The sequence below is a fragment of the Lactiplantibacillus herbarum genome, from assembly GCF_001039045.1.
In the GTDB taxonomy this organism is placed as follows: Bacteria; Bacillota; Bacilli; order Lactobacillales; family Lactobacillaceae; genus Lactiplantibacillus; species Lactiplantibacillus herbarum.
In genome coordinates this window covers 53477-79460 of record NZ_LFEE01000037.1, presented here as the reverse complement: position 1 = coordinate 79460, position 25984 = coordinate 53477, and the positions used below count along the sequence as shown (strand labels likewise).

Annotated in this window: 28 protein-coding genes and 2 tRNA genes; 14 read left to right on the top strand and 16 right to left on the bottom strand. The window is 41.2% G+C overall.

Annotated elements, in window-relative coordinates:
- Positions 1-38 precede the first annotated feature (38 nt).
- Positions 39-215, top strand: a complete 177-nt coding sequence (locus ACG95_RS14550; protein ID WP_160300368.1) for a hypothetical protein — start codon at positions 39-41, stop codon at positions 213-215.
- 350 nt (positions 216-565) lie between these two features.
- Positions 566-2263, top strand: coding sequence for a CocE/NonD family hydrolase (locus tag ACG95_RS11470; RefSeq protein WP_048000644.1), 1698 nt, complete (start codon positions 566-568; stop codon positions 2261-2263).
- A 61-nt stretch (positions 2264-2324) separates the two neighbouring features.
- Here ACG95_RS11470 and ACG95_RS14060 read toward each other — a convergent pair whose 3' ends face one another.
- Both ACG95_RS14060 and ACG95_RS11460 read right to left on the bottom strand, forming a co-directional pair.
- Positions 2325-2891, bottom strand: a complete 567-nt coding sequence (locus tag ACG95_RS14060; protein ID WP_152668338.1) for a TetR/AcrR family transcriptional regulator — start codon at positions 2889-2891, stop codon at positions 2325-2327.
- Positions 2892-3097: 206 nt separating this feature from the next.
- Positions 3098-4108, bottom strand: coding sequence for a lipocalin family protein (locus ACG95_RS11460; protein WP_048000643.1), 1011 nt, complete (start codon positions 4106-4108; stop codon positions 3098-3100).
- 115 nt (positions 4109-4223) lie between these two features.
- Between ACG95_RS11460 and ACG95_RS11455 the strand changes: the two genes are divergently transcribed.
- The 8 genes from ACG95_RS11455 to ACG95_RS11420 all read left to right on the top strand — a co-directional run bounded on the left by ACG95_RS11455 (position 4224) and on the right by ACG95_RS11420 (position 10434).
- Positions 4224-4775 (top strand): TetR/AcrR family transcriptional regulator, encoded by a 552-nt coding sequence (locus tag ACG95_RS11455; protein ID WP_048000642.1) that lies wholly within the window; start codon positions 4224-4226, stop codon positions 4773-4775.
- Between the two features lie 282 nt (positions 4776-5057).
- A complete protein-coding gene (locus tag ACG95_RS11450; protein WP_048000641.1) occupies positions 5058-5879 on the top strand; it encodes a Cof-type HAD-IIB family hydrolase in 822 nt (273 codons plus the stop codon).
- Positions 5880-6008: 129 nt separating this feature from the next.
- Positions 6009-6611 carry a hypothetical protein gene (locus ACG95_RS11445; RefSeq protein WP_048000640.1) on the top strand — a complete coding sequence of 201 codons (603 nt, stop codon included), beginning with the start codon at positions 6009-6011 and terminating at the stop codon, positions 6609-6611.
- A gap of 309 nt (positions 6612-6920) precedes the next feature.
- Positions 6921-8171, top strand: a complete 1251-nt coding sequence (locus tag ACG95_RS11440) for a sensor histidine kinase (protein WP_237756504.1) — start codon at positions 6921-6923, stop codon at positions 8169-8171.
- 5 nt (positions 8172-8176) lie between these two features.
- Complete coding sequence (locus ACG95_RS11435; protein WP_048000638.1) at positions 8177-8944, top strand: response regulator transcription factor; 768 nt, start codon at positions 8177-8179, stop codon at positions 8942-8944.
- Between the two features lie 170 nt (positions 8945-9114).
- Positions 9115-9453, top strand: coding sequence for a hypothetical protein (locus ACG95_RS11430; protein WP_048000637.1), 339 nt, complete (start codon positions 9115-9117; stop codon positions 9451-9453).
- A gap of 164 nt (positions 9454-9617) precedes the next feature.
- Positions 9618-9986, top strand: coding sequence for a hypothetical protein (locus tag ACG95_RS11425; RefSeq protein WP_048000636.1), 369 nt, complete (start codon positions 9618-9620; stop codon positions 9984-9986).
- Between the two features lie 121 nt (positions 9987-10107).
- The gene (locus tag ACG95_RS11420; protein WP_048000635.1) at positions 10108-10434 is read left to right on the top strand and encodes an inorganic diphosphatase; all 327 of its coding nucleotides are present in this window, start codon (positions 10108-10110) and stop codon (positions 10432-10434) included.
- A gap of 102 nt (positions 10435-10536) precedes the next feature.
- On the opposite strand, the gene ACG95_RS11415 is transcribed toward ACG95_RS11420, so the two are convergent.
- Positions 10537-11220, bottom strand: coding sequence for a CPBP family intramembrane glutamic endopeptidase (locus tag ACG95_RS11415; protein ID WP_048000634.1), 684 nt, complete (start codon positions 11218-11220; stop codon positions 10537-10539).
- 605 nt (positions 11221-11825) lie between these two features.
- Here ACG95_RS11415 and ACG95_RS11410 point away from each other — a divergent pair.
- Together ACG95_RS11410 and ACG95_RS11405 are read left to right on the top strand one after the other, a co-directional pair.
- Positions 11826-12752, top strand: a complete 927-nt coding sequence (locus ACG95_RS11410) for a prenyltransferase/squalene oxidase repeat-containing protein (RefSeq protein WP_048000633.1) — start codon at positions 11826-11828, stop codon at positions 12750-12752.
- A 179-nt stretch (positions 12753-12931) separates the two neighbouring features.
- Entirely contained in the window at positions 12932-14551 is a 1620-nt protein-coding gene (locus tag ACG95_RS11405) for a SpaA isopeptide-forming pilin-related protein (protein WP_152668337.1), read from the top strand.
- Between the two features lie 138 nt (positions 14552-14689).
- On the opposite strand, the gene ACG95_RS11400 is transcribed toward ACG95_RS11405, so the two are convergent.
- On the bottom strand, positions 14690-15166 hold the full coding sequence (locus ACG95_RS11400) for a MarR family winged helix-turn-helix transcriptional regulator (RefSeq protein ID WP_048000631.1): 477 nt from the start codon (positions 15164-15166) through the stop codon (positions 14690-14692).
- 284 nt (positions 15167-15450) lie between these two features.
- Between ACG95_RS11400 and ACG95_RS11395 the strand changes: the two genes are divergently transcribed.
- Positions 15451-15738, top strand: a complete 288-nt coding sequence (locus tag ACG95_RS11395) for a hypothetical protein (protein WP_048000630.1) — start codon at positions 15451-15453, stop codon at positions 15736-15738.
- A gap of 88 nt (positions 15739-15826) precedes the next feature.
- On the opposite strand, the gene ACG95_RS11390 is transcribed toward ACG95_RS11395, so the two are convergent.
- From ACG95_RS11390 to ACG95_RS11345, 10 genes are all read right to left on the bottom strand, one after another.
- Positions 15827-15899: transfer RNA gene (locus ACG95_RS11390), tRNA-His, on the bottom strand.
- Positions 15900-16121: 222 nt separating this feature from the next.
- Entirely contained in the window at positions 16122-17027 is a 906-nt protein-coding gene (locus ACG95_RS14825) for an IS3 family transposase (protein WP_237756508.1), read from the bottom strand.
- A complete protein-coding gene (locus tag ACG95_RS14820) occupies positions 17000-17536 on the bottom strand; it encodes a helix-turn-helix domain-containing protein (RefSeq protein WP_048000628.1) in 537 nt (178 codons plus the stop codon). Before ACG95_RS14820 ends, ACG95_RS14825 begins: the two co-directional genes overlap by 28 nt.
- 85 nt (positions 17537-17621) lie before the next feature.
- Complete coding sequence (locus ACG95_RS11375) at positions 17622-18965, bottom strand: sensor histidine kinase (protein ID WP_048000627.1); 1344 nt, start codon at positions 18963-18965, stop codon at positions 17622-17624.
- A 279-nt stretch (positions 18966-19244) separates the two neighbouring features.
- Positions 19245-19463: a hypothetical protein gene (locus tag ACG95_RS11370; RefSeq protein WP_048000626.1), complete on the bottom strand. Its 219-nt coding sequence runs from the start codon at positions 19461-19463 to the stop codon at positions 19245-19247.
- On the bottom strand, positions 19463-20197 hold the full coding sequence (locus ACG95_RS11365) for a potassium channel family protein (protein ID WP_053072789.1): 735 nt from the start codon (positions 20195-20197) through the stop codon (positions 19463-19465). The genes ACG95_RS11370 and ACG95_RS11365 overlap by 1 nt, the downstream gene beginning before the upstream one ends.
- A 108-nt stretch (positions 20198-20305) precedes the next feature.
- Positions 20306-20389: transfer RNA gene (locus ACG95_RS11360), tRNA-Leu, on the bottom strand.
- 111 nt (positions 20390-20500) lie between these two features.
- Positions 20501-21157, bottom strand: coding sequence for a hypothetical protein (locus tag ACG95_RS11355; protein ID WP_048000625.1), 657 nt, complete (start codon positions 21155-21157; stop codon positions 20501-20503).
- A 201-nt stretch (positions 21158-21358) separates the two neighbouring features.
- Entirely contained in the window at positions 21359-21784 is a 426-nt protein-coding gene (locus ACG95_RS11350) for a hypothetical protein (protein WP_048000624.1), read from the bottom strand.
- Between the two features lie 143 nt (positions 21785-21927).
- Positions 21928-22941, bottom strand: coding sequence for a hypothetical protein (locus ACG95_RS11345; protein WP_048000623.1), 1014 nt, complete (start codon positions 22939-22941; stop codon positions 21928-21930).
- A 160-nt stretch (positions 22942-23101) separates the two neighbouring features.
- On the opposite strand from ACG95_RS11345, the gene ACG95_RS11340 reads away from it, so the two are divergent.
- Positions 23102-23569: a GtrA family protein gene (locus tag ACG95_RS11340; protein WP_053072787.1), complete on the top strand. Its 468-nt coding sequence runs from the start codon at positions 23102-23104 to the stop codon at positions 23567-23569.
- Positions 23570-23696: 127 nt separating this feature from the next.
- Here the strand turns inward: ACG95_RS11340 and ACG95_RS11335 are convergent, their stop codons facing one another.
- Positions 23697-24056 (bottom strand): DUF1516 family protein, encoded by a 360-nt coding sequence (locus tag ACG95_RS11335; protein ID WP_048000621.1) that lies wholly within the window; start codon positions 24054-24056, stop codon positions 23697-23699.
- A 69-nt stretch (positions 24057-24125) separates the two neighbouring features.
- A complete protein-coding gene (locus ACG95_RS11330; RefSeq protein WP_048000620.1) occupies positions 24126-25982 on the bottom strand; it encodes a bifunctional homocysteine S-methyltransferase/methylenetetrahydrofolate reductase in 1857 nt (618 codons plus the stop codon).
- Between the last annotated feature and the right edge of the window lie 2 nt (positions 25983-25984).

The following is a 25984-nucleotide window of genomic DNA, read 5'->3' as shown; positions in this document are numbered from 1 at the left end:
ACCTTTAAAGAAGAAAAATATCAGATGAAAAAGATGTTATGTTACTTCTAGGTACTGGTGAAATTGCTCGGCAGATGGGTTCAAATATGAAATTGATCTTTGCTGGCCATAACTTAGCACATGCCCAAGCAGCCACTAAGATCATGACTGATGCTGGTTTTGATGTTGACGCGGTTCAAGCTGTTTTAGACTTACTGTTTCGTTTTGCTATCTAATAATAAAGAATGATTTGTTTGGTATTTTGACTACTTCAATGAATCGCTTTGATTGAAGTTTGTCACCAGTATGGAAAGATGACCTGATTGTTGCTGTTGCCATGAAGGTTTTTAAACTTTATTTTGTTCATCAGTGATGAACATTCATCCAAATATACCGGTAAGTTGGCTTTAAACGGCCACCTTGTCGGTATTTTTTGTTCGTAGAATTGAGGCTCAATTACTACTATCTTTAAATACGCTACATTAATTACGCAACTTGTATCGTTTGTCTTTGATTGCTTGTAAAGCCTTTTTTGCGATGATACGGTACATATGTGCCATAAAATAATTAAGGAGCGTATACTACTATGAGAATGGATAACCAGTTTCAAATGAAATTTACGAACGGATTACCTCTGGAAAAGTCAATGTATCCAGGTTTAGATGAACATACCTATGTTTTAAAGGCAGGTAGCATTCAAAAAGAAGGCGTCAAGTCTTTACCTGTCGATGTACGAGTAGATCAAGACACACCGGTTCCGCTACGAGATGGGACCATTATTCGAGCAGATATTTATCGGCCAACTGCTGAAGGAAACTATCCAACCATCATGTGGTATGCACCTTATGGTAAACGTGGTAGTTTTTTGAATATGGATAATTTCAAACATCCGACTCGAATGGATGTCCCAACTGAATGGGAAGATGGTTTGAATTCTTTTGAGGCGCCTAATCCTTCTGATTGGGTCAAATATGGCTATGTGGTCGTCTCACCTGATCCACGTGGTGTCGGTTCATCTGAAGGAAATGCTTATGCCTGGGGATCACAACAGGCAAAAGACGAGTACGATGTAATTGAATGGATTGGGGGACAAAACTGGTCAAATGGTAAGGTCGGTTTAACTGGGACGTCATATTTAGCAATGTCTCAATACGCGGTCGCAGAGATTCAGCCACCACATCTTACGGCAATTGCACCTTGGGAAGGGGCATTCAATCCATATAAAGAATCCCTTGCTCGTGGTGGTGTTAGTGATACCTCATTTAATGCATCGCTATCGTCGGCAATTTTTACGAATAATCAGGTTGAAGATATGGCAACCCTTGGACAAGAGCATCCTTTCTATGATAGCTATTGGCAAGATAAAACACCTGATTTACGACAGGTGACGATCCCCGCCTATTTAGTCGGCTCTTGGACAAATGCGGTGCATAGTTCAGGCACCTATAAGGCTTATGAACAGTTGGCTTCAACTGAAAAATGGTTGCGGGTGCATCATACACACGAATGGAATGACTATTATAATCCTGATAACGTTGCTGATTTACGAAAGTTCTTTGACTATTACCTCAAAGGTGTAAATAATGGCTGGGAAAAGACTCCCAGAGTTCGCCTATCTATTCTCAATCCTGGACATGAGGATATTGTTAATCGTCCAGAAAAAAACTATCCACTGAGTGCTAAGAGTGCAGAAACCTTATATTTAGCTCAACAAGCGGATGATTTGGTTTTACAAAAAGATCCTCAGCAAACTAAGGCGAGCGTGGCCTATGATGTTGATCATAGTGAGGGAGTTACCTTTACCGTTAAGATGCCAGTAGCAACTGAGATTGTCGGTGAATTATCGCTTAAGCTGTACGTTGAGGCTGACGGTAATGATGATATGGACTTATTTGTCTTTGCTCGTAAACTGGATGCCAATGGTAAACCGTTAGAAACCAATGTCGTTACGGAACGTGCATATCCAGGGCCTAATGGTCGATTGCGAGTTTCACAACGTAAAATAGATGCAACTGAATCAAATAGTCATCACTTAGAATTAGCACAGGATGAAGCGAAAAAGTTAACGAATGGTGAAATTGTTGCTATAAATATCCCATTTTGGCCGTTTGGGATGCGATGGGAAGCGGGTGAAACACTAGCTTTAACGATCGGTTCGAAGGATAAAATTATTCGACCAGAGTTTCCACAATTACCACCGACACCAAATCTTAATCGTGGCCGTCATATTGTTCATTTCGGTGGCGAATTTGATGCCAAGTTAACTTTGCCAAAAACTAATTAAATATAGTCGTATTAAATAAAATACCAGGCTGTGAGAAAATTCTCATAACCTGGTTTTTTTGCTAATGACTAGTCTTTTGTGCTAAAAGAAAGGTATCCGACGCTTGGCGAACTTGTGCTAACAAAATTGCTGGTGATTCAGTTTTACCGCGTTTGATCCAAGTCTTTAAACCACCAACAACGACAGATGCGACAAAGCCGATAAAGTAGTCAGTGGAGATTGAATCGAGTTGTTTGTCAGGCAATAAAAAGTCTTTGAGATTTGTGAAGCTATTTTCAAAACCTGCCAGCAGAATATCGTCTCGATGAGAGTCAATCAGTGTTTCTAATAGGATAGTATTGTCGAGCCATTGTCGGACGAAAAAGTTCATGAGGGTATTTGAGTCAATATCCTTTTTAGTCCTTTGCTCAGCTATCATTGAAGCAAATAACTGGTCTGTTTGGTACATTAAAACATCACTTAGATTGTCAAACAGACGATAAAAGGTGGATCTACCAACACCTGATACTCGTTGAACATCAGTGATTGTGACGTTATCAAATTTTTTTGTTTGTAAGCAAGTCATTAAGCCATCAATAATTAATCTAGCTGAAGTATGCATCCGTTTATCGGATTTTATATGATACAAATGATATCACCTCTGTTTGACTTTTATGACACAATTGTATCATATTTTAGTAGGATATAAGTATGTGATTAAGCCCATTGACATAATGAAAAAGCCACTGAGATTACTCAGTGGCTTTTTGAACCGCGGTACAGGTTAGTTATAGCAGATCGGTTGATAAGTAATATTAGGCATTGTTTCGCCGTAGGGACAGCGCATAAAGCGGATTAGATTTTGATCAATTCAACAGTCGCGCGTCCTGTGACTGTTTCACCTTTATAAGTTCCAGTTACGTTAGCGCTACCCTCGTATTTAGCAAGCTTTTTCATGGCAGACATAATTTCTTGTTTTTCAATTGCGGGTTCAATATGCAACTTGGCGTCGAACGTTGGCATGACAAGATCCCAACGTGTTTGGTAAGATTGTCCAGATTCTTTAGAAGTCCAATTACGCGTGGCACTTTCGCTAAATGGTAGGGCATCGGTCGCGTGCTCTAGCGTCCCATCAGTATGCAAGACTGACATGAAACGTGGGGTATCGGTGTCGCCAACACTATCTAAAATGCTAATGATATCGCCGTTATCCAAATAGATAGCCATCCAAGACCACTCAGTTGTCAGCTTGAAATTTTGTTTTTGCCACTGACGATCGAACCAAGATACCGCATTATCACCATCAAGATGATAAGTATTTCCCTCAACTTGTAACGTACCAGTGGTTTTCATGTATGGAATCGAAAATTGATGAACAACCATACCAAATAAGTCGAATACGGCACTACCGCGAGTAAATACCGGATAATGTACCGCGGAAGCTTGGGTATCAATTTCAAAATCTGTTTCTTTCAACCAGATTTTCATATTATCCCATGTACCTGACATTTCACAATTAGGTGCTTTTATACTGAAGTGGTCAGTACTTGCATCGACCTGATCATCGCTATAAATATGGTCTCCAGAAACATAATAGTTAGTACTTTCATCGAGTACTGAAAAGCAGACTTGCCATTTTTTTGCAACACGAGGTATCGGTATTGGCATGTGCATTGCCATGATATGAAATAGGTAGTTTAGTTTATGACCATTTTCTTCAACTCGACCGATAACGAAGAATGAATCGACCGAGTAATCCGGTTTACGTGGCAGATCGTTATTTAGATTGACTTGTGGGACGACCCCCAGGCGTGGTGTTTTTGCGTTCTGGGTCATTAAGGCTGGATTGATATTTGGATATAACATGTTAACTCCTCCTTGCGTTTCTATGGAACTAATGTATCATTAGGTGTTGTGTGATACAACTGTTCCATATGATGTAATACGTTTTTAGAAATTTTGTTCCATAAGAAGGGGTAATATGTTTCATATAAAAAAAGATAAACGATCACAGGCGTCAGCTGCATTAGTCGTTTCAGGGTTATATCAATGTCTGGAAAGCAAACCATTTGAGAAGATTACGATTGCTGATATTCAAAAAGCTTCATCGGTAGGTAGGGCAACGTTTTATCGATTGTTTGATCGTTTGCCAGACGTTCTGTCATACGAGTGTGATAATGTGCTTTGTCAGTTCATCAAAAGCAATACGCTAGTAAATACTAGTGATCAGTTCATCGCATTCTTTACTAATTGGATGACGCATGATGTATTGTTAGAAACATTGATGACTAGTGGCAATAGTGAGTTACTGTACGTAGTCTTTAGAGAACATGCTGCAGAATTAGGAAAGTTGTTATCTCCAAAGGCTGAACTGTCACCTTATGAAACTGATTTTTTTATAAACATTGCGACGTCAGCACTGATTGGAGCTTTGGCGACTTGGATTAAGCACGATCGTCGAGAAACGCCGGATCAACTAACAACGATGATGCGCGTTACCCTTAGCACTGTTAACGAGTCACTGAACGGTTAAATAACGGTAGTCTAGTTTTTAGGTACTGGAAGGATGGCATTATGAGATTATTGAGAGTTGTCACACCTTTTAGCCGGTATAAACAGTGAGTAATTGCAGGAATAGATTGATTTTTAGTAAATTAAAATAGGGTTTAACTATTATATTCTGATAGCTAAGTCCTATTTTTATCGTATTTGTGATGTGCAGTCACGGTGTGTTTATGAAATAAAGCGTTTGCAATTCTGCGTATTCTCCGCTAGAGTAAATAATAGTAAACTTAAGACGGAGAGGGCTTTTGATATGTATAAAATGATTGTGTGTGATCTTGACGAAACTTTGATGAACGATGATGGAACGTTGTCTGCCAAAAATACGGCGGCGATTCAAGCAGCTAGTAAGCAGGGTGTTTACTTCGTACCGAACTCAGGTCGGAGCTATACTTCATTTCAGAACGACCTTGAAACGCTGCATCTGCGTGATCAAGCGCAACAGTATTCGATCTCTTATAATGGAGGGTTGATTACTGAGAATGCGGGTAACCGACCAATGGCTATTAATGCAATGGATTACGAGGTTGCCAAAAAGGTCTTTGCTGCGGGGGTAACTAATACCATCGCATCAACCCATATTTATACGCAGGACCAGCTCTATATCTATCACCCAATTGTCGATGACACGGCCTACTTGACTAATCGCGGCGTTGATTATACTGAAATGACCACGACTGATTTCAGTCAGTTTAAGGATCAAAACGTCATGAAGATTATTATGGCGCTACCAACGATGGATGAACGCAAGCAGATGCGTGCCGCGGTTGAAGCCGAAGTTGATCCTAGTCAGTTAGCCGTAACGTATTCATCTGACCGCTACGTTGAATTTAACCCTGCTGGTATCAATAAAGGGACTTCAGCTTTGCAATTAGGCAAGTTACTGAACATTACAGCGGATGAAATTATTGCAGTCGGTGATAATGGGAATGATTTGCCAATGCTAAACGTGGTTGGCTTACCAATCAGTGTTGCCAATGGGATTCCAGCGGTCAAAGAGACGGCCAAGTATGTGACTCAGGCCGATAATAATCATGATGCACTGGCTGAGATAATTAATAAATTTATTCTTTAATATTATTTGTCCAAACTGAGTAACCTCTGTTTGAATTCACTGTTTTACAAGTGGTATGATGGTAACTGAAAATATGTTAGCACGATATTTTTTTATTGATGCTACAAATCACCGAATGGGGGAACGCGCATGAGTGCGATTCACGACGATCTAGCTAAAGCGATTAAGAATAAAAATCTTGTTGAGATTTATTCCAAAGGAACTAACGAACAATTTGGTGTCGGCTACATCATTCAGCAGGATGAAAAATTCGTGCTGGTTAAAGCGGTTAATGTTGACGGTGAACTTGATGGGTTAGTTGTTTTTCGTAAGGCATCGTTAGCCCGGGTAATTAGTGACACGGACTACTTGAAGAGTATGACGACCATCATTACTTTAGCGCAACAACGTGGTTACTACGACGTTTGGAATACGGAACGATTAGTAGCGAAGTTCATGAAGAAGCAAGCTAAGCATTCATTACTGAAAACGTTATTGAAGTTAGCTTTCGAACACGATCAAGTGATTCAATTAGCTGGTCGGATCAAGAAGCATGGTGATAGTTATACCGGCTTTATTCATAGTGAACATAAAAAGTATGTCGAATTTAATTATGTGGACATGTTTGATTTGAAGCAACGTCCACAAATTGCGGTTCGTTATGCTGAAATTGACGAAGCTAGCTTCCATAGCTTTGAAACTTTCAATACGACTGCAGTTATCGAAAACTTCATGCCTGGAGATTTTCATTAAGAATGAATGATCACGGAACCTCAATTGTGAACGGGGGTTCCTTTTTTGTACGCTGAATTTTAAATAAGCTGTCGTTAAAGTTACTGATAAGCCTACCTTTACGTCGATGGTCGATGAGGACGAGCGATAGGTGAGAAAGCAACGTTTGGTTAAAGAATATTAAGTTTTTGCCGAGCAAATATACAAATGCCGCTTCTTTCGCTACAATAAGAGTATTGAACTATTTATGCGGGGAGGGGAGCCGTCATCGTTTATGTCTATTGGTATATTGCCGCTTTTGACCATTGGTACTCGGTCATGCTGGTCTTTATGCTACAAATTCTGATTAATCGTGAGTTACGGCAGCGTCGAGTTTACTTCAGTATCATTTTAATGGCGCTGGCGTTAACTGGAATCTACATGTTATATGATGATTATTCGGATATCATGACGTTCGTCGTCAATCTGGGCCTCCTTGCGTTTGTACGGCGTAAGAAATTCTTCATTGTGACCAGTCTAACGGCGACACTAGCTTACATTCTGTTTAGTTTTTTTGGCAATTACGCCACCGAGGCTATTTTCAGGACATTCGACTTCGGGTTGGATCAGTGGAGTGGCTGGTTATTTGAAATTATTGGTGAAATCATTGTAACGGCCTGCATGTTAGCAGTCGTTGCCAGTTTCAAATTCTTACAAAAACGGTATCCGCGGCAATTTAACGATAAGGTCGCTTTAAATGTGATCGTCAGTGCGCTTGCTGTGGTTGCCGTCGCCTTCTTTGCAATTACGACCGCCGCAGATAACTACAACATTGGTTCTGGCTTCTTAGGAATCCTGATGCTAATTATGGTGGCTATCTTACTGATTAACGGTGGGACGTTTATATACCTGTTCTACAGCTACACGATGCGGGTTCAGAGTCATCGCCAAGCTTTAGAGCGGAAGCAGTACGATATTTATGTGAACAACTTGGAGAGTAGTTACCAGAACATCCGTAAGTTCCGCCATGATTATCAAAATATTCTACTATCGTTAGGTGAGTATATTCATACCGGTGATGATCCGCAGCTACAGCGTTACTTTGATGAAGTGGTGACCAATTCACAACAGAGTTTGACGCGCGACTTCGGCCATTTTGATAATCTGGAACGCATCAAGGAACGTTCATTAAAGGCGATCATCCAAAATAAATTTTCAGTAGCTCGCCAGGCAGGTATTCAGGTTCGTCTGGAAGCCAATGAACCGGTCACGGAGATTGCGATTGATCCGGTAACGTTAGCGCGAGTTAGCGGAATCTTACTGGATAACGCGATTGAAGCAGTTAGGGGTCAGTCTAATAGCCAGATTGCGGTCGCCGTGGTTAAATACCCTAAGATGGTCGAACTACTTGTAGCGAACTCTTTGCGGCACCCCATCGATCGATTGGATGAGTTGATGGCACCAGGGCACACATCGAAAGGTGCGGGGCATGGCCAGGGACTAGCAACAGTACGTGAACTGCTCGATCCAATTGATAATGTGACGTACGAGATCAGTGCGCGGCAGCAGTTTGAATTTATTATTAGTATTGAAAGTGAGTGAGTCACGTGTTAAAGACTTTTATTGTGGAAGATGATCCGGAACAGTTAGCGACACTTAAGCAAACGATTACGAATCATATTATGATCAATGATTTTGACATGGAATTGACACTCGCAACCGGTCAGGCGCAAGAACTGCTGGATTACGTGATCGATAGTCAAGCCATGGACGGGCTGTACTTTTTAGATATTGAGTATCCTGGTCAGGACACCAACGGTTTGGAGTTAGCGACTAAGATTCGGGAGCATGATGTCAATGCACGGATTGTCTTCGTTTCAACCCACTCAGAAATGGCCTTCCTCACGTTCGAACGTCGAATTGAACCGCTGGACTTTATCGTTAAGGACTTGGGACAGGCGACGGTCAAAGCTAAGGTTGAGACGGATATTCGGGTGGCCTATGATCGTTATACGAAACAGAATGTGACCAGTAAAGCGATGTTTTCGTATTCCAAGGGTGGTCAGTTGTTTAACCTGCCGTTGGAACAAGTGCTATTTATTGAGACGGGTACCAGTCGTAACAAGCTGGTTCTTCATTTGACCGAACGTTTAGTACAGTATAATGGTAAGATCAGTGACGAAACGGTGGCCCATCCCGAACTCTTCCGGGTGCATAAGAGTTTCTTGGTCAACCCACAGATGTTGGTGCGCGTTGATAAACAACAGCAACTCGGGTACTTTGAAAATGGTGAGTCCGTGGATATTGCGATTCGGAAAATGCACGATTTATTGGCATTGATCAAACAGTCACAGTGGGCAGTTAAATTGGATTAGGATTGATTTAACGACTCTAATGTAACAAAATCGTTATCATGAATTAAATAATATTAACGTTGGTGCAGGCTATTATAGGCTTTGCACCTTTTTTAGTTATCAGCGCTTAATAACGAGTATTCTATAGTCATCAAGATACCAGTTATGGGGACTGGTCAGGAGGTGAGATAATGAAGCAGTTTTGGTCGTTAGTGTTGATGATTGTTGCGGGATGTTTGTTAGTCTTAGGTTCAGAATACAGCTTGCAGGGGGACTATCGTCGGCATGATCGCCAGTTGGTATTGTCGAAAGTTACTTATCAGAAGAATGCCAAAGCGGTTGCCATCAGTGGGCGAACGAAACATGGGGTAATCATTACATTGCGTAGTGGTAAACACCTCCGCCAAGTTATCTCGAATAAGCAAGACGGCCGCTTCTACGTTAAGATGCCGGTCGATAAGCGCGTTAGTGTTAAAGTGGTCGGTTTAAAGGCCAAAGTTTTAACGGTACCAACGGGGTCGAAGAGTTAGATTGAGTAGGATTTTGAGCTGGACGGGGGTGTCTAGCTCTTTTTTTGTTGGGAAAATGAGGATTGCTTTTGCTAAAAATCCATTAAGCTTGTCATTTATTAGTAGGCACCAGCTGATTTTTACCGTATCGTAAGTAAGGACTATCGAAAAAGGAGTCGTGAAGGATGATTGTGATTGGCATTATTTTGGGCGTTGGTCTCATCGGAACGTTAGTGTTGCGTTTCCGTTACCATTTTCGACTGTCCATGGGAACGCTGACTGAAACGGCGTTTGCCTGTTCGTTATTAAATATTGGGGTATTTCTATTATTCGTATTATTGAGTCAACTAACGGGGCCAATCCTATTGGCAGGGGCCTACCTACCGATTTACCGGCTGTTTCAAGGCGGTCTGATTCCAATTATTGGGATTGGATTATCGATTCTTGGCATGGTGCGAGAAAAGGGCCTCATGAATTGGTGGTTATTGCAATTTAATCTCTTATTTTTAATTTTTGATATTTTGCTGGTATGGCTGGGTGGTTATGCGGGCTAGTTAGAGCTAAGCGTATGTGAATAATGGTTTTCAAGTAGGTTGGCGATAATCTTAGGATTTTGGTCAGCCTGCTTTTAGTTTACTAAAATGAATTAAGTTATTATGGTAAGGAGGGGGCACAATGGAAAGATTAAAATTGAGGGTTGTCGTGGATCGGCCAAAAGGTTTTGTAGATCGTTTTGGCACCTATCCAATCAACTATGGTTTTGTTCCAGATATTATTGGTGGTGACTCCGAAAAGCAAGACGTCTATATTATTTCAAAAAAGGTGACTGAACCTATTACTGCCTTTGAAGGGGTGCTGGTTGCGATTATTCATCGACATGACGATATCGAAGATAAATGGGTTGTGACTGGTGAGGGTGAGTCTTTATCAGAGGTACAGATAGCATCGATGACACACTTCATGGAAAAATACTTTGATTCTGAAATTGAAGTCTTACAATAAGCAGTCATAGCTTTAAATAAAAAACGGCCCCTTTGAGTTAATTGATTTTAACTCAAAGGGACCAGCCGTAGTTTTGTATGATAGCTATAAGTCAATTTTAGCTTACGTGAGCAGTAGCGTCATCGCCAGGGCGTTAATCAGAAAATGTAGGGCAATTGATGCGTGAATCTTGCCGGTTAAGCGATACACGGTAGCGAGTACGAGGCCCATTGTGACGTAGATCAAAAAGCTGGGTATGGTTGAACTGCTGTGTAGACTACCGAAGACGAGCCCGCTCAAAGCGATTTTTAACCATTCCTGCTTGAAGAAGAGATTAGTTAAGACACCCCGAAAGACTAGTTCTTCAACGATCGGTGTCAGGAAGACGGCACTGATTGCCATCATCCAGAGTGACAAGGGACTCCCATTCATTAGGGTTTTAATGGCCTGATTATTCTGAGTTTGGCTTTGATGATAGATTTGTTGATTGATGAGTTGGAAGACCGTTTCAAAGATCAGGATGGTCAGATAGCCACTGATAATGATTCCCCAGTCTGACCGGTGTAATCGCTGGTTTTGATATTGGCCGGTATAATGCCGCATAGTTGCACTAGCCGCAAAGATCAATAGAATAAATACAATAAAGTAAGTGATCACTAAGATAATTTGCCACGGTAACATAGTATTACGGTGATTCAGTTGGTTAATTAGCCTTAATAACATTGGCGGTATCAGGACGCCAATAGTTAAGCCGACCATTAGGATAACACGCCAAAGCCAATTTAAGCCCCGGTCAATCAATTTCATGATGGATTCACCTCTTGGATTAATTTTACCGCAGTTAATGGGGACTAGCACGAATTCGCATACCGGCAACTGGAATTCCGGTTGCCGGTATGGGTCGGAAATTAATTTATTAAACTCGTTTAATAAATTATGAACTAGTTTAATAATCATGCGTTTAAAAAAATGTGATATAAATATGAACGCTTTCAAGTCAATCTTCACAATTTCTTCACAATTATGTAATAGTATATACTTGTACCTAATAGTTATACACTTGTTCATTTTACTCCCCTAAAGTGGATGGACAAGCAAGTACAATCCCCCATATTGTACTTAAACCTAACTCTTTGGCCCTACTGCTAGTAAGCGGTAAGGTCATTTTTTTATGCCGACGAACGCCAAACGAACGCCAAAATCTTAGTTATGTAAGCATACTCTTGAATCAATCACTGAATAGATATAGTAATTATTATATAAATAACTGGGTAAAACTTTTTAAGTTACTCTGATATTTTTGAACGCTTTAAAGATGATTGAATTTAATGTATAAGGTATAGTTATTTGAATATCTGATCCTTGCATAGTTAAAATTTTATACATAAATAAGTGTAAGGGTGGTCGTACGTATGAAGAATGTGGGGATTATTTCATGGCTATGCTCCGGTGACGAGGTTTTGAGGTACTTAACAGAAAAGTATCTGTTGGGACAAAAAGTTAAGCAGCGCAATAAGGGATATATTCAATGCTATTTTGATTTATTTGATGAAAATACTAGTGAATGGGGTGGTGGTATCTATTCACCACTTTGGACGTCTAGTCATTATACGTTGCTAGAACTGAAATATATGGAGGCCGATTATACACATTGTTACTATCAATTGGGTGCGCAGAAAGTATTAGATGGTCTCTGGTTCAACAAAGGGAAGGTGTCTACAAGTCGGTATCAAGACACGTGTGTATCTGCAATGTTGGTAAGCATTCTCGTTTACGGCCGCTTTGATGATACAAGAATTAATGAAATAGTTGATTACCTTTTGGCACATCAAATGACGGATGGTGGTTGGAATTGCGCATGGGATTCCACAACCCGAAAATCAAAGCGCAGTTCATTTAATACGACAATTTGTGTTCTTGAATGTTTTGCTGATTATCAAAAGTACGGCTATGATTATCGGCTAAAAGAGATTAAAAATGTAATTCAACGTGGGCAAGCGTACTTGTTATCTAGACATTTAATGTATTCATTAAATACGCATAAGCTTGCTCATCCTGAATTCGATCAGTTCTTTTACCCACCGCGATACAAGTATGATAGTTTTCGTGCTTTGGAATATTTCGTAGATAGCGCTATTTCTTATGACAACCGGATGTATGAGGCCTTAGCACTGATAACAGATCAATTAGATGACGGCCGTATTAGGACTGGAAAGAAGCATGGCGGAAAGACTCATTTTAGATTGGAAAAAACTAAATTTGGGCGATTTAATACTTATCGAGCATTAAAAATTTTGAAAGCATATGATTATGAAAGGTTTAAAAGAATCGTACACTGAATTAGTTTTGATAACGCCTGTTAGAGAATTACTGGTTTAAGTAAATTGTTAGTAAGGTTAAGCGGCTTTGGTTTGCACGGTTTCTTAATGAAAGCTATTGAGGACTACTTAGGATGATCGGTGAAGTATGATTAACCTTAGTGGTAGTAGGTTAGGTTTGAATTAAGGGGGGAGCCACTGTGCACATAAAAGCAAGGTCAGTGCTATTCAGTTTATTAACCGCGCTATTAGTATTGACGGGAACAATTGTTGTTAGGGCAGCAACGATTTCACTAACGGGATTAACGGCATCTGAAGCGACGGTCACTGATCGTAATGGTCAGACGATTACCAGTACTGAGGGATTCAGTAAGTGGGAAGATTATAATGTAAATTATAATTGGTCAATCGCGGATGATGTAAAGATTCAAGCGGGTGATACCGCAACGGTTGAATTACCGACAGGGTTAGTTGCTGATAATGACCTAGATTTTCCAATAGTCGATGCTAGCGGTGCAACTATTGGGACATTCACTATTAAAGCTGGCGAGACTAGCGGGATAATTACATTTAATGATACCTTGGCCAATACAACATCTGGTCGCAAGGGAACGCTACACTTTTATGCTAAAGGGACTGAGACTGGTGACGTTCATTTTGATTGGACCTTAAATAAAATTGGTTGGATATCAGAAAAAGACGATAACGGGGTTCCAACCAGATTAACTTGGAATGTGGCCTTTAATCCAACTGGAAAACAATTAGGAACAGTCGTTGTGACGGATACGTTGGGACCTAACCAGACCTATATTCCAAATAGCGAAACGGCATATGTTGGTGAGTACGATAGTTATGGCATGTTTATGTCAGACGGGACGACGACACCAACAGTTGCTGTAAACGGTCAACAAGTGACGTTTACGTTCAGTAACGTCACACAAGCTGTCAACATGGTTTATCAAGTACGATTAAAGAATACGTCTGGTGCCAGTGGGCAATGGACGAACTCGGCATCAATGGACGGTACGACCGTCAGTGGTAACGTTAATTGGGGTGGTAGTGGTACCGGCGAAGGTCAGGGGGATATTCCGGATCTTGGTGCGGTAAAACTAATCAAGAAAGATGCCACAACGGCTAAAGTATTGGCAGGAGCTACTTATCAATTAGAAACAATAAGTGGTCAAGTTCTTCAGGCAGGATTGACGACGGATGCGGACGGCGAATTATTCATTGATGACCTTGAGCCAGGGACGTATCACTTAGTTGAAACGGCCGCACCAACTGGTTATAAGCTCAATTCAGAACCGTTGGTGTTTACAATTGAATCTGGTCAGCTAACACCAGTTATTTTGGAACAGAGCGATGAGCCGATAGAACCAGAGAAACCGGTCGAACCTGAAAAGCCAGTTGAGCCTGAGAAACCAGGAACGACAGAACCAGAAAAGCCAGAGACTCCAGGAACGACAGAACCAGAGAAACCAGGAACGACAGAACCGGAAACTCCAGGTACGACAGAACCAGAGAAACCAGGAACAACAGAGCCAGAGACTCCAAGTACAACTGAGCCAACAACTCCAAATACTACGACACCGAAAGAACCAAGCACATCTAACCCTAACGCATCATCTTCATCAGGTACGACAGGAGCGAATAGCACCAGTCCGATTTATTCGAATCAAACGGGTAAAACACCCACGGGGGCCAATTCAGGAAGTGCGACTTTGCCACAGACTGATGAGCAATCAGAGCCGTGGTACGCAGTGTTGATTGGTAGTGTGATGTTATTTGGTCTTGGATATGTTTGGATGCGCAAACAGTAATTTTATAAGCTAAGTTGAATCGTAATTAAGCAGATTCCTAGTTTCATATTAGGAATCTGCTTTTTGTATAAAATGAATTTATGATGACACTAAAAAAGGTCAGGGCAATAGTCCTAACCTCAAAGTGTTGCTATTAAGTTAGAACGTATTACCCGTGTAGTCGATCTTTTCGGGATCGGCGGCATTAATGCGTTCAGAAGCAAACTTGACCGTATCGCGAGTCTGTTTGTAAGTTTCTTCGTCCATACCAAGTAATTCCATACAGGTATTAACGTGGGCAAAGATTTCTGGTTTAGCATCGATTGCTTTTTGGGACAAAGAGATGTTGACTTGGCGTTCGTCATTAACGTCACGTTTACGTTCGACCCAGCCCTGTGTCTGCATCCGTTTGAGCAATGGTGTCAAGGTACCACTATCAAGATTAACGTGTGAGCCCAGCTCACGTACGGTCATCGGGCTAGTTTCCCACAATGCGAGTAACGTGATGAATTGTGGATAGGTCAGCTTGAATGGCGCTAAGGCTTCCGCGTAAAAATGATTGAAGCGTTTGCTAGCAGTGTAGAGCGCGAAGCAAAGCTGTTCATCAAGTAAAATTGGTTTGGTTGGTGTAGCCATTAAAGTGCCTCCTTTTATTATCTATTTAGTATATTGTACGCAATTAATTGGCGAAATGCAATTAATATAACGCTGTTTTATATTTTAAATATCAATATTTATAAAATGACGTTATTGAATTATTTATTAGTGTTTTGCTACAGAAGCTGTTGATGGATGACGCGCGATTAGGATGAACTTATTCTAAAGTGGAGAAGTCTAAGTTAGGCATAATATAGTTGAGTGTATTTGCTAGTCAGTGTCAATTCAAGTAAAATTAGAGACATAAATAGGGGGTTAATGAAATGTTTATGACGACTGGCGATTTACAGCGCTCCCACATGATTAAAGGTGTGGTTTCGGTTACACAACACCTGATGTTTGAATCAGATGGGATCGATCAATTTGAACGTTTTGATGATTTGATTGAACAAGTCAAACCATTATTGTTAAAAAAGGCAGAAGAGCAAGACGGTGACGGTTTGATCTACGTGAACTTTAATACGGAAGTGGCGCAGATGAGTGTAGCGCCACGTTTCTTGGTAGTCACTGGCTACGGAACCGTTGTTAAATTAGTGGATGAGTCCGTATAGACGATGGCTAAGTTAGACTGTTATGACGAATTTTAGCAATAGCTAGATACGAAAAAAGACCCGCAAGTTGCGAGTCTTTTTTTAGAAGGGCGGTATGTGGGAATCGAACCCACGCGTGCCGGAACCACAATCCGGTGCGTTAACCACTTCGCCAATACCGCCATCACGTTAACTTTTCATCAACATACATTACTATACACCAGTTTGGCCGTTTGTAAAAGGTAAATTAGAAGTTTCATGAAAATAATTAGTGAAAGACGATTATTACTTCGGAAATTTGGTGTTGAAATGCAGTTATAGCGCTGCTAATAAAGCTTCCAATTAAAAACAACTTCTGATTATTTATTATCATGAAGTGAACCCTTAAAGTTGGACAAATATATTTAAGCTACTTTCTGAACGGTGAGTTCCCGGTGTTTTTTCGGGGACTTGCCGTTCAGTTTTGTTTTGATCCGTCGTTTGTTATAGAAATCAATCCAGTCAGTCATGGCTTGTACTAGTGAATCCTTATCTTCAAAATGCTCATCCATAACTTCCACCTTCATGATGTGAAAAAATGATTCGATTACGGCATTATCAAGGCAGGTCGCCTTACGAGACATACTTTGAAAGATACGATGATCTTTAAGCACTTGCTGCCAATTCTGATGCTGATATTGAAATCCTTGATCCGTATGGACGGTGGTTCGGTACTTAAGATTCGGTAGTCGTTTAATGGCTTCTTTGAGTGGCTTTACGACGAACTCGACAGTTGGGTGATTACTAATGTTAAAGGCTAAAACCTCACCTGAAAATAAATCTAAAATTGGTTCTAAATAGACCCGTTCGCTCTGACTCATGCTACCGTATCTAAACTCACTGACATCGGCGACCAGCTTTTGGTACGGACGATCTGTTTTAAAACGTCGGTGAAGTCGGTTTGCTGCAATTCTGCCAACAGTTCCTTTATAAGAGTTATATTTACGCTTTTGACGATTAAAAGCCCGACATAACCAGTCATGGTCGTGCATGAGACGTAAGACCCGTTTATGATTAACTTTAAAACCTAGTTCTTGTAACGCACTAGTTAATCTACGATACCCATATTTTTGCGTATACTTGGAATCTTGCTGCCGGATCTCATCGATAGCTTCAATGACTTGATCATCATCAAATTGACGTCCAACATGGCTTTTCGCATAATAATACGTACTACGCGGGATCTTAATGATTTTGAGAATCAGTTTGGTTGAAACCTGAAATTCTTGCCTTAACTCGGTGACTAGTCCCGTGAGTTCTTTTGTGCTGATTTTTTCCGTGCTAAGGCATCGAGTTTTTTTAGGAAACGATTCTCGATTTTTAACATTTCATTCTCTTTTTCTAGTTGTTTCAGCTGTGCTTGGGCATCATCTGAAGCTGATACTGACTTGCTCGCAGCCGGTTTGTTTTTATGCTTTGCCATCGTTTTTGGATTTCCTCGTTTTCGTTCAAGGCCCGCAATTCCTAGCTTCTCAAACCGCTGTTCCCACTGCCAAATAGTACTGGGAGACGGCAGATTGAACTGTAGTGCAGTGACTGGAAGCGAAGCTTGATTCTGTTTTCTCCAGTTTAATACAGCGCTTTTGAACTGGCTAGAATAATCTTGATCCATGGCACGATATTTTAAACCTTCAATGCCAAATCTTTCAAATCGGTGAGCCCAATTAAGGATTAGTGAGGCATTGCTGACGCCGTATTCCTTGGCTAAAGTGGTTGAACCTTTTCCAGCAAGATAGGCGGAAACAACTTCGGTACGAAATTCAAAATTAAATCTGGACATAGTAAAACCCCCAAGGTTGGATTTGGTGTCCAACCTTGGGGGTTCACTTCATCAATCAGAAGTTGTTTTTAATTTTTGGAAAAGACTAAAGGTCTTTCGGTAAGCTTAAGGTTGCAATGAATTCGGTGTTTTTTAATTGATACCGAATCGCAAACTTATTCTGATGACAGAGTTTTTGGACGGTCGCTAAACCTAAACCAGTGTGATCAGCTTTAGTTGAATAGCCCCACTTTGTAATCTGGGATAAGTTAATCGATTCGTCTGCAATGGAATTGACTAGTGTAATATCAGTCCCGATAGTTGTTTTAAAAATAATTAAACGAATAGTAGGGTGTTCAGATTTAGTAGCGGCTTCAATCGCGTTGTCGAATAAGATTCCTAAGATACGAATTAAGTCGGTGACTTCTGTTCCCAATTCGTCGATTCGTTGAGAAACTTCTAAGTCAAAAACAATCTGAGCATTTTGCAGCGCAATTATTTTGGAAAGCACTAAGCCGCGGATAATAGGATCAGTGATTTTAGTCAAGTCAGTATTATAGATGCCGATCCGCTGGGTACTTTGTTCATCAGTCTCCATAAATTTAGAAACTAACTTAGTAGCTTCGTCTGTCTGCTGATTTTTGAGCAGGACTGTTAAGGTTAGTAGCAGATTATTATAGTCATGCTTAAAGGCCCGCAGCTCATTATAATTTTTTTGAAGTTCGGTTAGGTAGAGTGCGTTATTCTCAGCTTGAGCGAGTTGTTGGGTTATTTTTAGTTGTTTCAAATATTTTGAAACGTAAAAATAAACTGTTATGCTGATGAGAAGGGCAACACTGAGGGTAATGAGCAGATCAATTGTTAGAATCATGGGTTCTTTCGTGAGAAAGGTTGAGAGAAAGACAATGACGAGAAATAAAGTCACTAATAAGATGGCACTAATCGAAAAAACATTACTGATTTTTGAATCATTAAAGTCAAGATGGCTTTGTAACCAACGCAATGCATAATAGCTGGCGGCAACGAATCCAAGCAGAATGAGACTAAAGATAGTCAAGTTGACGACTAAAAAGAGTGTTCCGTTCGTCGTACTCGTAATGTGGTCAATATTGATTAGTTTAAAAGTAATCGCTTTGGCAATGCCTTCTGCAAGTGCGTCAACAAAGAAGACGGTTAGGTAGATAGCAACCTTTTTTAAAATAGTGATGTTGGGACCATTGATACAAAAAATGATAAAGATAATATCAATAAAAACACGTGGAATATCGAAATTAATTGAGGTAACAAATAGCCAAGCAATGGCAAATACAGCCAGACTGAAGAATGTCACACGCAAATAATTACGTTTAGACCGTAATGGTTTCGTGAACGATATCATAATTAAGAAAGTGGTCAGCATCTCAAAAAACCTGATGATCAAAACCAGATTGGCGGGGATACCATTGTTCATAGTTGTAAAACTCCTAACGCATAGATGAATTATGCTTATACTAAATACGCATCACTAGATAATAGCATAATTAAGGCTAAAAGTATTAAATTTGTTTAGTTGTGATGTAGTTTCTTTTATAACACTACTACTTGAACTGGACGCAGTATTTTTATTAGAATTACCACATCCCGCAAGCAATATTCCCCCCTAGAACTACAGTGCTAAACATAACAATCTTTTTCATTTTGACCCCGCTAACGTTTCAGCTTTTAAAGACATCAGAATTTGGTCATCCTTTTATTTACTTTGATGTTGACTCCGATAGTTGCGAATAGCTAGGGCAAACAGTCCAATTGCTGCTGCAAAAGTGTCTAACATAACTATGGCCCAGCCAAACGTCATAAACCATGCAATGACATTGACTAGGATCCCAAAGCCAATACACCACCACAGCCACTTGGTGAAGAACTTATATACTAACCAGATACCAATGATTGTAAATCCAAACAAAGCCATTATTTATTCTCCTGTTTATTTTCTAGCTTTGAAAGCTTAGCGTTGATGATTTCGTTTTGTGCTTCTAATTTTTTGATTTCAGCATATAATTTGTCGAATTTTGAAGTATCTTCTTGCGAAAAGTAACTAGTGATTGTACTAGTTAGGATACCGATGAAACCAATCCCAATTAGCATTAATAATACAGCTGCAAATCTTCCAACTAATGTATGCGGTGAAATATCACCGTACCCAACAGTTGTAGAGGTCACGATTGCCCACCACATAGCTTCACCCCACGAAACATTTTCTGCTATTGAATATAAGGTTGCAGAGATAAATAGGATCGCTAGGCATACCCAAAGTAGATAAATGAAGCCATTGATCCTTGAAAATTTTTTAAGCTTAGCTTGAGCCGTACCAATAAAACCGACAAGTCTCACAAATTTAAATAGTTTAAACAGGCGTAACACGCTAAATATTCTCGAAAATCTGAATAGACTGAAGATTGAACTGAAGGGGATGATTGCTAACAAATCAAAAATATTGTGTTTAAAGAAATATTTTTTATCCGTGGCACCTATAAATCTAGTGACATAGTCCAGTGTAAAAATTATTAGTATTCCATTATTAACAATGATCCAAGGCTTGCTATATAGATTGATTGCGCCTGAAAAGTCAAATATGGTAATTGCTACAGAAAATAAGGCTAATATTCCAATTAGTAGTTCATAAGTCTTGTGTGCATATTTCAAACGGTATTGTCCTCCTAAAACTAGTGTTTCGTAGTACATACAAAAAAACAAGAACCTTATTAAACCAACGTTTAACGAGATTCTTGCTTTGTCTAATGTGCTAAAAAGTGCCCCAGGCAGGATTCGAACCTGTACATTGTTGCCAATACAGCGACCTGAACGCTGCGCGTCTGCCAGTTCCGCCACTAGGGCAAGTGGTGTTTTAACAACATTATTTATTATAGCGAAGAGTGGGCTAAAAATAAAGCCTTTTCTATCAGTGTGTAATATTTTAAGGGATGAAGACTAAAAAGATTGCTTTGTTTAATTAGAAGGGTGCCAATCTTGGTTAGCTTTAGATGTAATGATACCTTTAGCGCTATCATCTAAGTTGAGCCGCCAAGTGAGCGTGTGACCATCATCAGTAGTGGTTGTCCAATCTTGGAAGTTAACAGTGTTATCGTTAATCACATAAGGAATCGTAACTTTCGAACCAATTTGAACGGCATCATCAGTAATCGTATAGTTTTCATACCAAGCATTATCAGACATCATACTACCAGTTTCATGGACGCGTGAAGCCTCTTCAAAGTATAAGTAGGTGCCACCATCGTGAACGGTGCTCTGAGGAGCTTTCTGTTCGTCCATAGCCTTGCCGACATCTTCACCATCATATTGAGTTGGAAAGATAGTAAAGCTTTTGCCTAATAAATAATCTTGAACTAGTTGTAGGTGATCATCAGAATCAGTACTTTCTGCTTGTACCGTACTTGACTGAGAAGTGCTGTCAGTATCAGTGTTTGAGGTACTGCTAGCAGCCGCCGTACTGGGTTTGGTAGAAGCGACTTCTTTAGCCGTTTTTTTAGCAATCGATGCACTAGTCTTTGAATTAGCCGTTTGTTGAGTGTGATTAGTGCAGGCAGTTAGCAGCAAACTTGGTAAGATGACACTCCCCAGTATCAGCATGTTGATTTTTTTCATGGTGGTTCCTCCCAAATAATAATTAGATGCTTGAGCCTATTTCAGTAAATATCTAGCTACTTTGAATTCAAGTAATAGTAGTATTTGGTTTTAATTATAATTTACAGGAAAGTTTCAGTAACTGCAATCATTTAGTAAGTATAGGTTCCGTACCATGTCAGTAGTTTAATTCAAACAAAAACCGCTCAACCAGTGAGCGGTTTAGTTAACTTGTTTAGTTGTGATGTTCCCATCAAGATAGACAAAGTAGCTGGCTAAATAGTGTCCACGATTACCAGAACTGGTCTTAGCAAAGGCATCAACCTGATAGTAATGGTGGTTCTGGGCATCCAGATTAACCGTTGGCACCGCAACGAAGATCTGTTGCTGCGGGTTCTTCAAGACTTGCTTTACGGCCTGGGCCGCCTTATCAGCGCTGGTGATGTGATCATCAGTAGCTCGATACTGTTGACCATCTGATTTAGTTGCGCTGGCATCCGCCGCCTTATTTTTCCGGCTCGTTTCATCCGCACGGTTCATTGCGGCAATTGAGCTGGCCTGTTTGGTGGAGACACTTGGTTCGGCTTGTGACGTACAGCCTGCTAGTAATAAGAGGCTGCTGAGACTAATCATCATTAGCCGTTTCATAAGTAAGCTCCTTACTTAGTTTGCGTTTGTGACAGACTGGTGTAGGGTGACCGTTGAATGAACTGCATATCGGTGTAGGCCATAACGCCAATCGAGAATAAGAGTAGGATAGACAATACTAATTTTTTCATTGATTAACCTCGTTATTTCCAGTTAGGGACCCAGATAACCCGGTCGATTTGTTCAGGGATGACGCGAATCTTAGTGCCAATCTTAGAACCCGCTTCAACTGAGATGACGTATGAGACTGGTCCGGCATCGACTTCAACGATGGAACCGCGTTGGCCGTCATTGGTATCGACTAAACTGTAGAGCGGAATCTCGTTGTTACTGATATCCATTTCGTAGAGTGTAAACTGGAGAAAGTAAGACTTTTTACCAGTTTTGATCTTCAATGGGGTATCAATGGCACCGTAATCCGGTAAAGCCCGGTGTTGTGCGTTAGGATCGTTGAGATACTGCATCTCATCAACCGCATCGATCGCCATTTTCCACTCGCCACCAGTCATATTGGTTTTTGAGGACAATGTCATCACTGAATTAGCATAGATGTCGATGACGTTAAAGGCCTCGTCAACTTGTTTCTTAGGTAGGTAACCAATGGTATAACCATGATCGGCGACCTTTAGTTCCACGCGAACGGAGCGTTGGGCACCATCGACTTCTTCAACCAATTGGATCTCACCGACATTAGCATTGCCATCGACGCGATACTTCTTGGCGTAGAGGTAATCGGCCTTTAGACCGGAATCATTGTAGTTGCCATAGGGTTTAAAGTAACCCCGATCACTTGCATCGGCTAGAGCAGCTTCGAATTCTTTTTGATAGTAGTCAAGGCCAATCACGTATGAACGGAAAATTGCTCGTGAATTAGCTTTGATGCGGCGTGCATGCGGCACCTCAACTGGATGTGGTGTTGCCTGGTTGAGGCGGGTACGAAAACCGTCATTTTGCGTCTGCAATTTGATGATCTGACGGTCTTGTTCCTGAGTCGCTAACGTCTGGTGGACCAGACGCTTTCGAACGGATTTTAGAACTTCATCCTGCTGTACAGCTTCCTGTTTAACGTGATGAAGATGAACTAGCACCGCAATTAAAATAATGATTAAAATAAGGCAGGCCATGATCAGCCCAGCGACAAATAGATAGGTTCTCATAAGTATTCACTCCAAAAATAATTGCAGATTAGTTTAAGTATAGATGACTGGCCAGTTAAGCGCCACTTTTACGGCTGTGCTTGTCAGTAGTCCCGTTAATAGGGTATGATATTGCTATTGTATAATAACTTTCAGTTTGAAGAAACGGTGGCGAACGGCAGTGCAGTGGTTGACAAAGGTCTACCAGCGATATCGCTATTTTTGGAAATACGCTGTGTTTGGCTTCATGGCAGCGTTAATGAACGTTGTAGCGTTCTGGGTCTTGCACTCAGTTCTAGCAGAACATTATTTATTTTCAAATACGATCGCGTGGATTATCGCAACTTTGTTTAGCTTTTTTACCAACAAAGCAGTTGTGTTTAAGTCTAAATCACAGAGTTTCTGGCACTGGTGCCGGGAATTTACGGGTTTCATGCTGGCCCGGGGACTATCTTACTTTTTTGATACTTTTCTGATGTTCTTGGGGATTTCCCTCTTGTTCTGGGGACCAATGTTAGTCAAAATTATTGATCAAATCCTAGTGGGTATTTTTAATTATGGCACATCCCGGTTAATCTTCATGGAACGTAACCAGAAGATGCGGATGCGACGTAATTTGATGAAACGACTTAGTAATCGCAATAATTAAACAAAACTTAGTAAACGTGCTGCGAATTCGCAAGCACGTTTTTTTAATATCATTAGAATTAGTTGAAATAGAACCTAAATTCAGTATTTTTAGCTTAGTGCTAATTTAGCGTTTTGCAATTGAATTTTTAAACCCAATTACCAGTTAATTGCCAATGAAGTAGGGTGCCACAAATAACGGTAGCGACCATAACAACGCCGAGTAAAACTAATACTTGCCGGTTAAGATGGCTTTCCTGCTGGCGTGCAAATGCGATTTCAATAATACCAATCATGCCAACGCCTAAGATGGCCTTGATCAGTGTGAGCCACCAGTTACCACTGAACGTCTTCGTGGCTAAGTAGACGCCAGTAATGATGATTAAGACGTAACCGATCCGACTCAAAATTAAAAAGCGGTTGGCTGCTTTAGCTGATTTGCGAGTAAGTCCCGCAATCACCGTGATTAATAACCATATCCAACCGATAATGTGTCCCAATAAAAACATATAACCGCCTCCACGCGAGTAATTCATGTCTCATTTTAGCATGAATTACCAGGGTGGAGGCGGTTTGTTTTATTTGGTGTTGATTAAGTTTTTCTGTTGGACGTAATTAACCAGTTCAATCACGGTTTTGAAGCGGTTGAATGGGGTGACGATGTGAACACCGTTGAAGACGTCACAGATGCCATCGATCAATTCTTTGGCAATCTGAATACCGATGTCGTGCTCGTTGCCATCTAACTCGGCCTGGGCCATCCGATCACGAACGGCCTGAGGTAACCGGATGCCGTGGACTTCGTGATGTAGAAAATCAGCGTTGCGTTTGGAGACTAAGGGCATTACGCCCACAAATACTGGTATGTCCACGTGATTGGCTTTTAAAGCTTCGGCTAGAGCAGTGACGTTATCGAGATCGTAAACGGGCTGGGTAATGATGTAATCACAGCCGTAACTGATTTTACGTTCAATCGACTTGGTTGAAACGTCTGTCCGATAGGCATTGGGATTGAAAGCGCCGGCGACCCGGAAGTCACTAGCTTCCTTCAACGATTTCCCCGTCGGACCGATGCCACTGTTGAACTGTTTGATCAGTTTGATGAGTTCAACCGAGCGAACATCACCGACTGAAGTCGCTCCGGGAAAATCACCAAGCTTGGCTGGATCACCAGTAACAGCAAGGATGTCTTCGATGCCTAGACTGTGTAAGCCCATGATTTCGGATTGTAACCCAATCAGATTATGGTCGCGAGTCGTCAAATGAACGATCGGTGTAATCCCATAACTGAGCTTGAGTTGAGCGGCAATCGTCGCGTTAGCAATTCGAACGGTCGCTAACGAATTATCAGATAGCGTGATCCCGTCAACCCCAGCGGCTTTCAAACGTTCTGCTCCATGAAAGAATTTAGTCGTATCAAAATCTCGCGGTGGGTCTAATTCAACCAGCGCTGTCTTTTGCGTCGCAACTTTTTGCAGGAAGCGATGTTGACTCTTAGTGGAGACGAGCGTCGGTGTTAGTGGCTGGCGCGCCGGGGTGCTATGAGCAATAATGGCTCGACTACTCAAGCCACGAACAGTCGCGCTGGTGTGTAAGGGAGTGGTCCCGCAACAGCCACCGATAATGTTTAATCCTAACTGACGAAAGCGTTCAGCGTACTCTTCAAAGTAATCCGGTTCACCATCGTAGACGACGGTACCGTCTTGATCAGTGCCGGGAAGGCCAGCGTTGGGATAAACGGCTAGTTTAACGTTAGCCGGAATCGCCAAATTCTCAAACGACTGGGCTAAGTAGTAAGGCCCTAAGCGACAATTGGTTCCGATGACGTCAGCGCCCGCTGCATTGAGTTGAACGATGGCATCGGTGAAGCTGGTCCCGTCACGTAACACGCCAGCAGCAAGCATAGAGACATTCGTAATCACGGGCAGATCCGTGTGGGCTTTGACAATGGCTAGCGCTGCAAGTAACTCGTTGAGATCATAGTAAGTTTCCAGTAGAATCCCGTCAAGCTGATTCGTTGCCAGTAAGGCTGTCAACTGTTCGGTAACACTAGCAGCGATTTCAGTTTTAGTTGCTCGTTGAACAGTCGCGTCGGTATCACCGGCTAGTCCACCAATTGTACCGAGAATGTAGACGGGATGATCAGCGTGCTGTCGAGCCTGAACGGCCAGTTTGACCGCGGCCTGATTGATAGTCGTGACTTGATCCTGCAAGTCATAACGAGTCAACTTCAAGCGGTTTGCTGCGTAAGTGTTGGTCTGAATAATATCGGCACCAGCTTGAATGTAGGACTGGTGGACCCGTAGAATTGTTGCAGGATCCGTTAAATTCAAATTTTCAAAAGCGGAGTTGATGCCATAGTTACCATATAGCAGCGTTCCCATGGCACCATCCGCAACGAGGACGCGTTGTTGTAAAGCTTGTCGTAAATCCATCG

Coding starts and splice junctions, on each gene's coding strand:
- ACG95_RS14550 (WP_160300368.1), top strand. CDS start 39: ATGTTACTTCTAGGTACTGGTGAAATTGCTCGGCAGATGGGTTCAAAT.
- ACG95_RS11470 (WP_048000644.1), top strand. CDS start 566: ATGAGAATGGATAACCAGTTTCAAATGAAATTTACGAACGGATTACCT.
- ACG95_RS11460 (WP_048000643.1), bottom strand. CDS start 4,108: ATGTTATATCCAAATATCAATCCAGCCTTAATGACCCAGAACGCAAAA.
- ACG95_RS11455 (WP_048000642.1), top strand. CDS start 4,224: ATGTTTCATATAAAAAAAGATAAACGATCACAGGCGTCAGCTGCATTA.
- ACG95_RS11450 (WP_048000641.1), top strand. CDS start 5,058: ATGTATAAAATGATTGTGTGTGATCTTGACGAAACTTTGATGAACGAT.
- ACG95_RS11445 (WP_048000640.1), top strand. CDS start 6,009: ATGAGTGCGATTCACGACGATCTAGCTAAAGCGATTAAGAATAAAAAT.
- ACG95_RS11440 (WP_237756504.1), top strand. CDS start 6,921: ATGCTACAAATTCTGATTAATCGTGAGTTACGGCAGCGTCGAGTTTAC.
- ACG95_RS11430 (WP_048000637.1), top strand. CDS start 9,115: ATGAAGCAGTTTTGGTCGTTAGTGTTGATGATTGTTGCGGGATGTTTG.
- ACG95_RS11425 (WP_048000636.1), top strand. CDS start 9,618: ATGATTGTGATTGGCATTATTTTGGGCGTTGGTCTCATCGGAACGTTA.
- ACG95_RS11420 (WP_048000635.1), top strand. CDS start 10,108: ATGGAAAGATTAAAATTGAGGGTTGTCGTGGATCGGCCAAAAGGTTTT.
- ACG95_RS11415 (WP_048000634.1), bottom strand. CDS start 11,220: ATGAAATTGATTGACCGGGGCTTAAATTGGCTTTGGCGTGTTATCCTA.
- ACG95_RS11410 (WP_048000633.1), top strand. CDS start 11,826: ATGAAGAATGTGGGGATTATTTCATGGCTATGCTCCGGTGACGAGGTT.
- ACG95_RS11400 (WP_048000631.1), bottom strand. CDS start 15,166: ATGGCTACACCAACCAAACCAATTTTACTTGATGAACAGCTTTGCTTC.
- ACG95_RS11395 (WP_048000630.1), top strand. CDS start 15,451: ATGTTTATGACGACTGGCGATTTACAGCGCTCCCACATGATTAAAGGT.
- ACG95_RS14820 (WP_048000628.1), bottom strand. CDS start 17,536: ATGTCCAGATTTAATTTTGAATTTCGTACCGAAGTTGTTTCCGCCTAT.
- ACG95_RS11375 (WP_048000627.1), bottom strand. CDS start 18,965: ATGAACAATGGTATCCCCGCCAATCTGGTTTTGATCATCAGGTTTTTT.
- ACG95_RS11370 (WP_048000626.1), bottom strand. CDS start 19,463: ATGGCTTTGTTTGGATTTACAATCATTGGTATCTGGTTAGTATATAAG.
- ACG95_RS11355 (WP_048000625.1), bottom strand. CDS start 21,157: ATGAAAAAAATCAACATGCTGATACTGGGGAGTGTCATCTTACCAAGT.
- ACG95_RS11350 (WP_048000624.1), bottom strand. CDS start 21,784: ATGAAACGGCTAATGATGATTAGTCTCAGCAGCCTCTTATTACTAGCA.
- ACG95_RS11345 (WP_048000623.1), bottom strand. CDS start 22,941: ATGAGAACCTATCTATTTGTCGCTGGGCTGATCATGGCCTGCCTTATT.
- ACG95_RS11335 (WP_048000621.1), bottom strand. CDS start 24,056: ATGTTTTTATTGGGACACATTATCGGTTGGATATGGTTATTAATCACG.
- ACG95_RS11330 (WP_048000620.1), bottom strand. CDS start 25,982: ATGGATTTACGACAAGCTTTACAACAACGCGTCCTCGTTGCGGATGGT.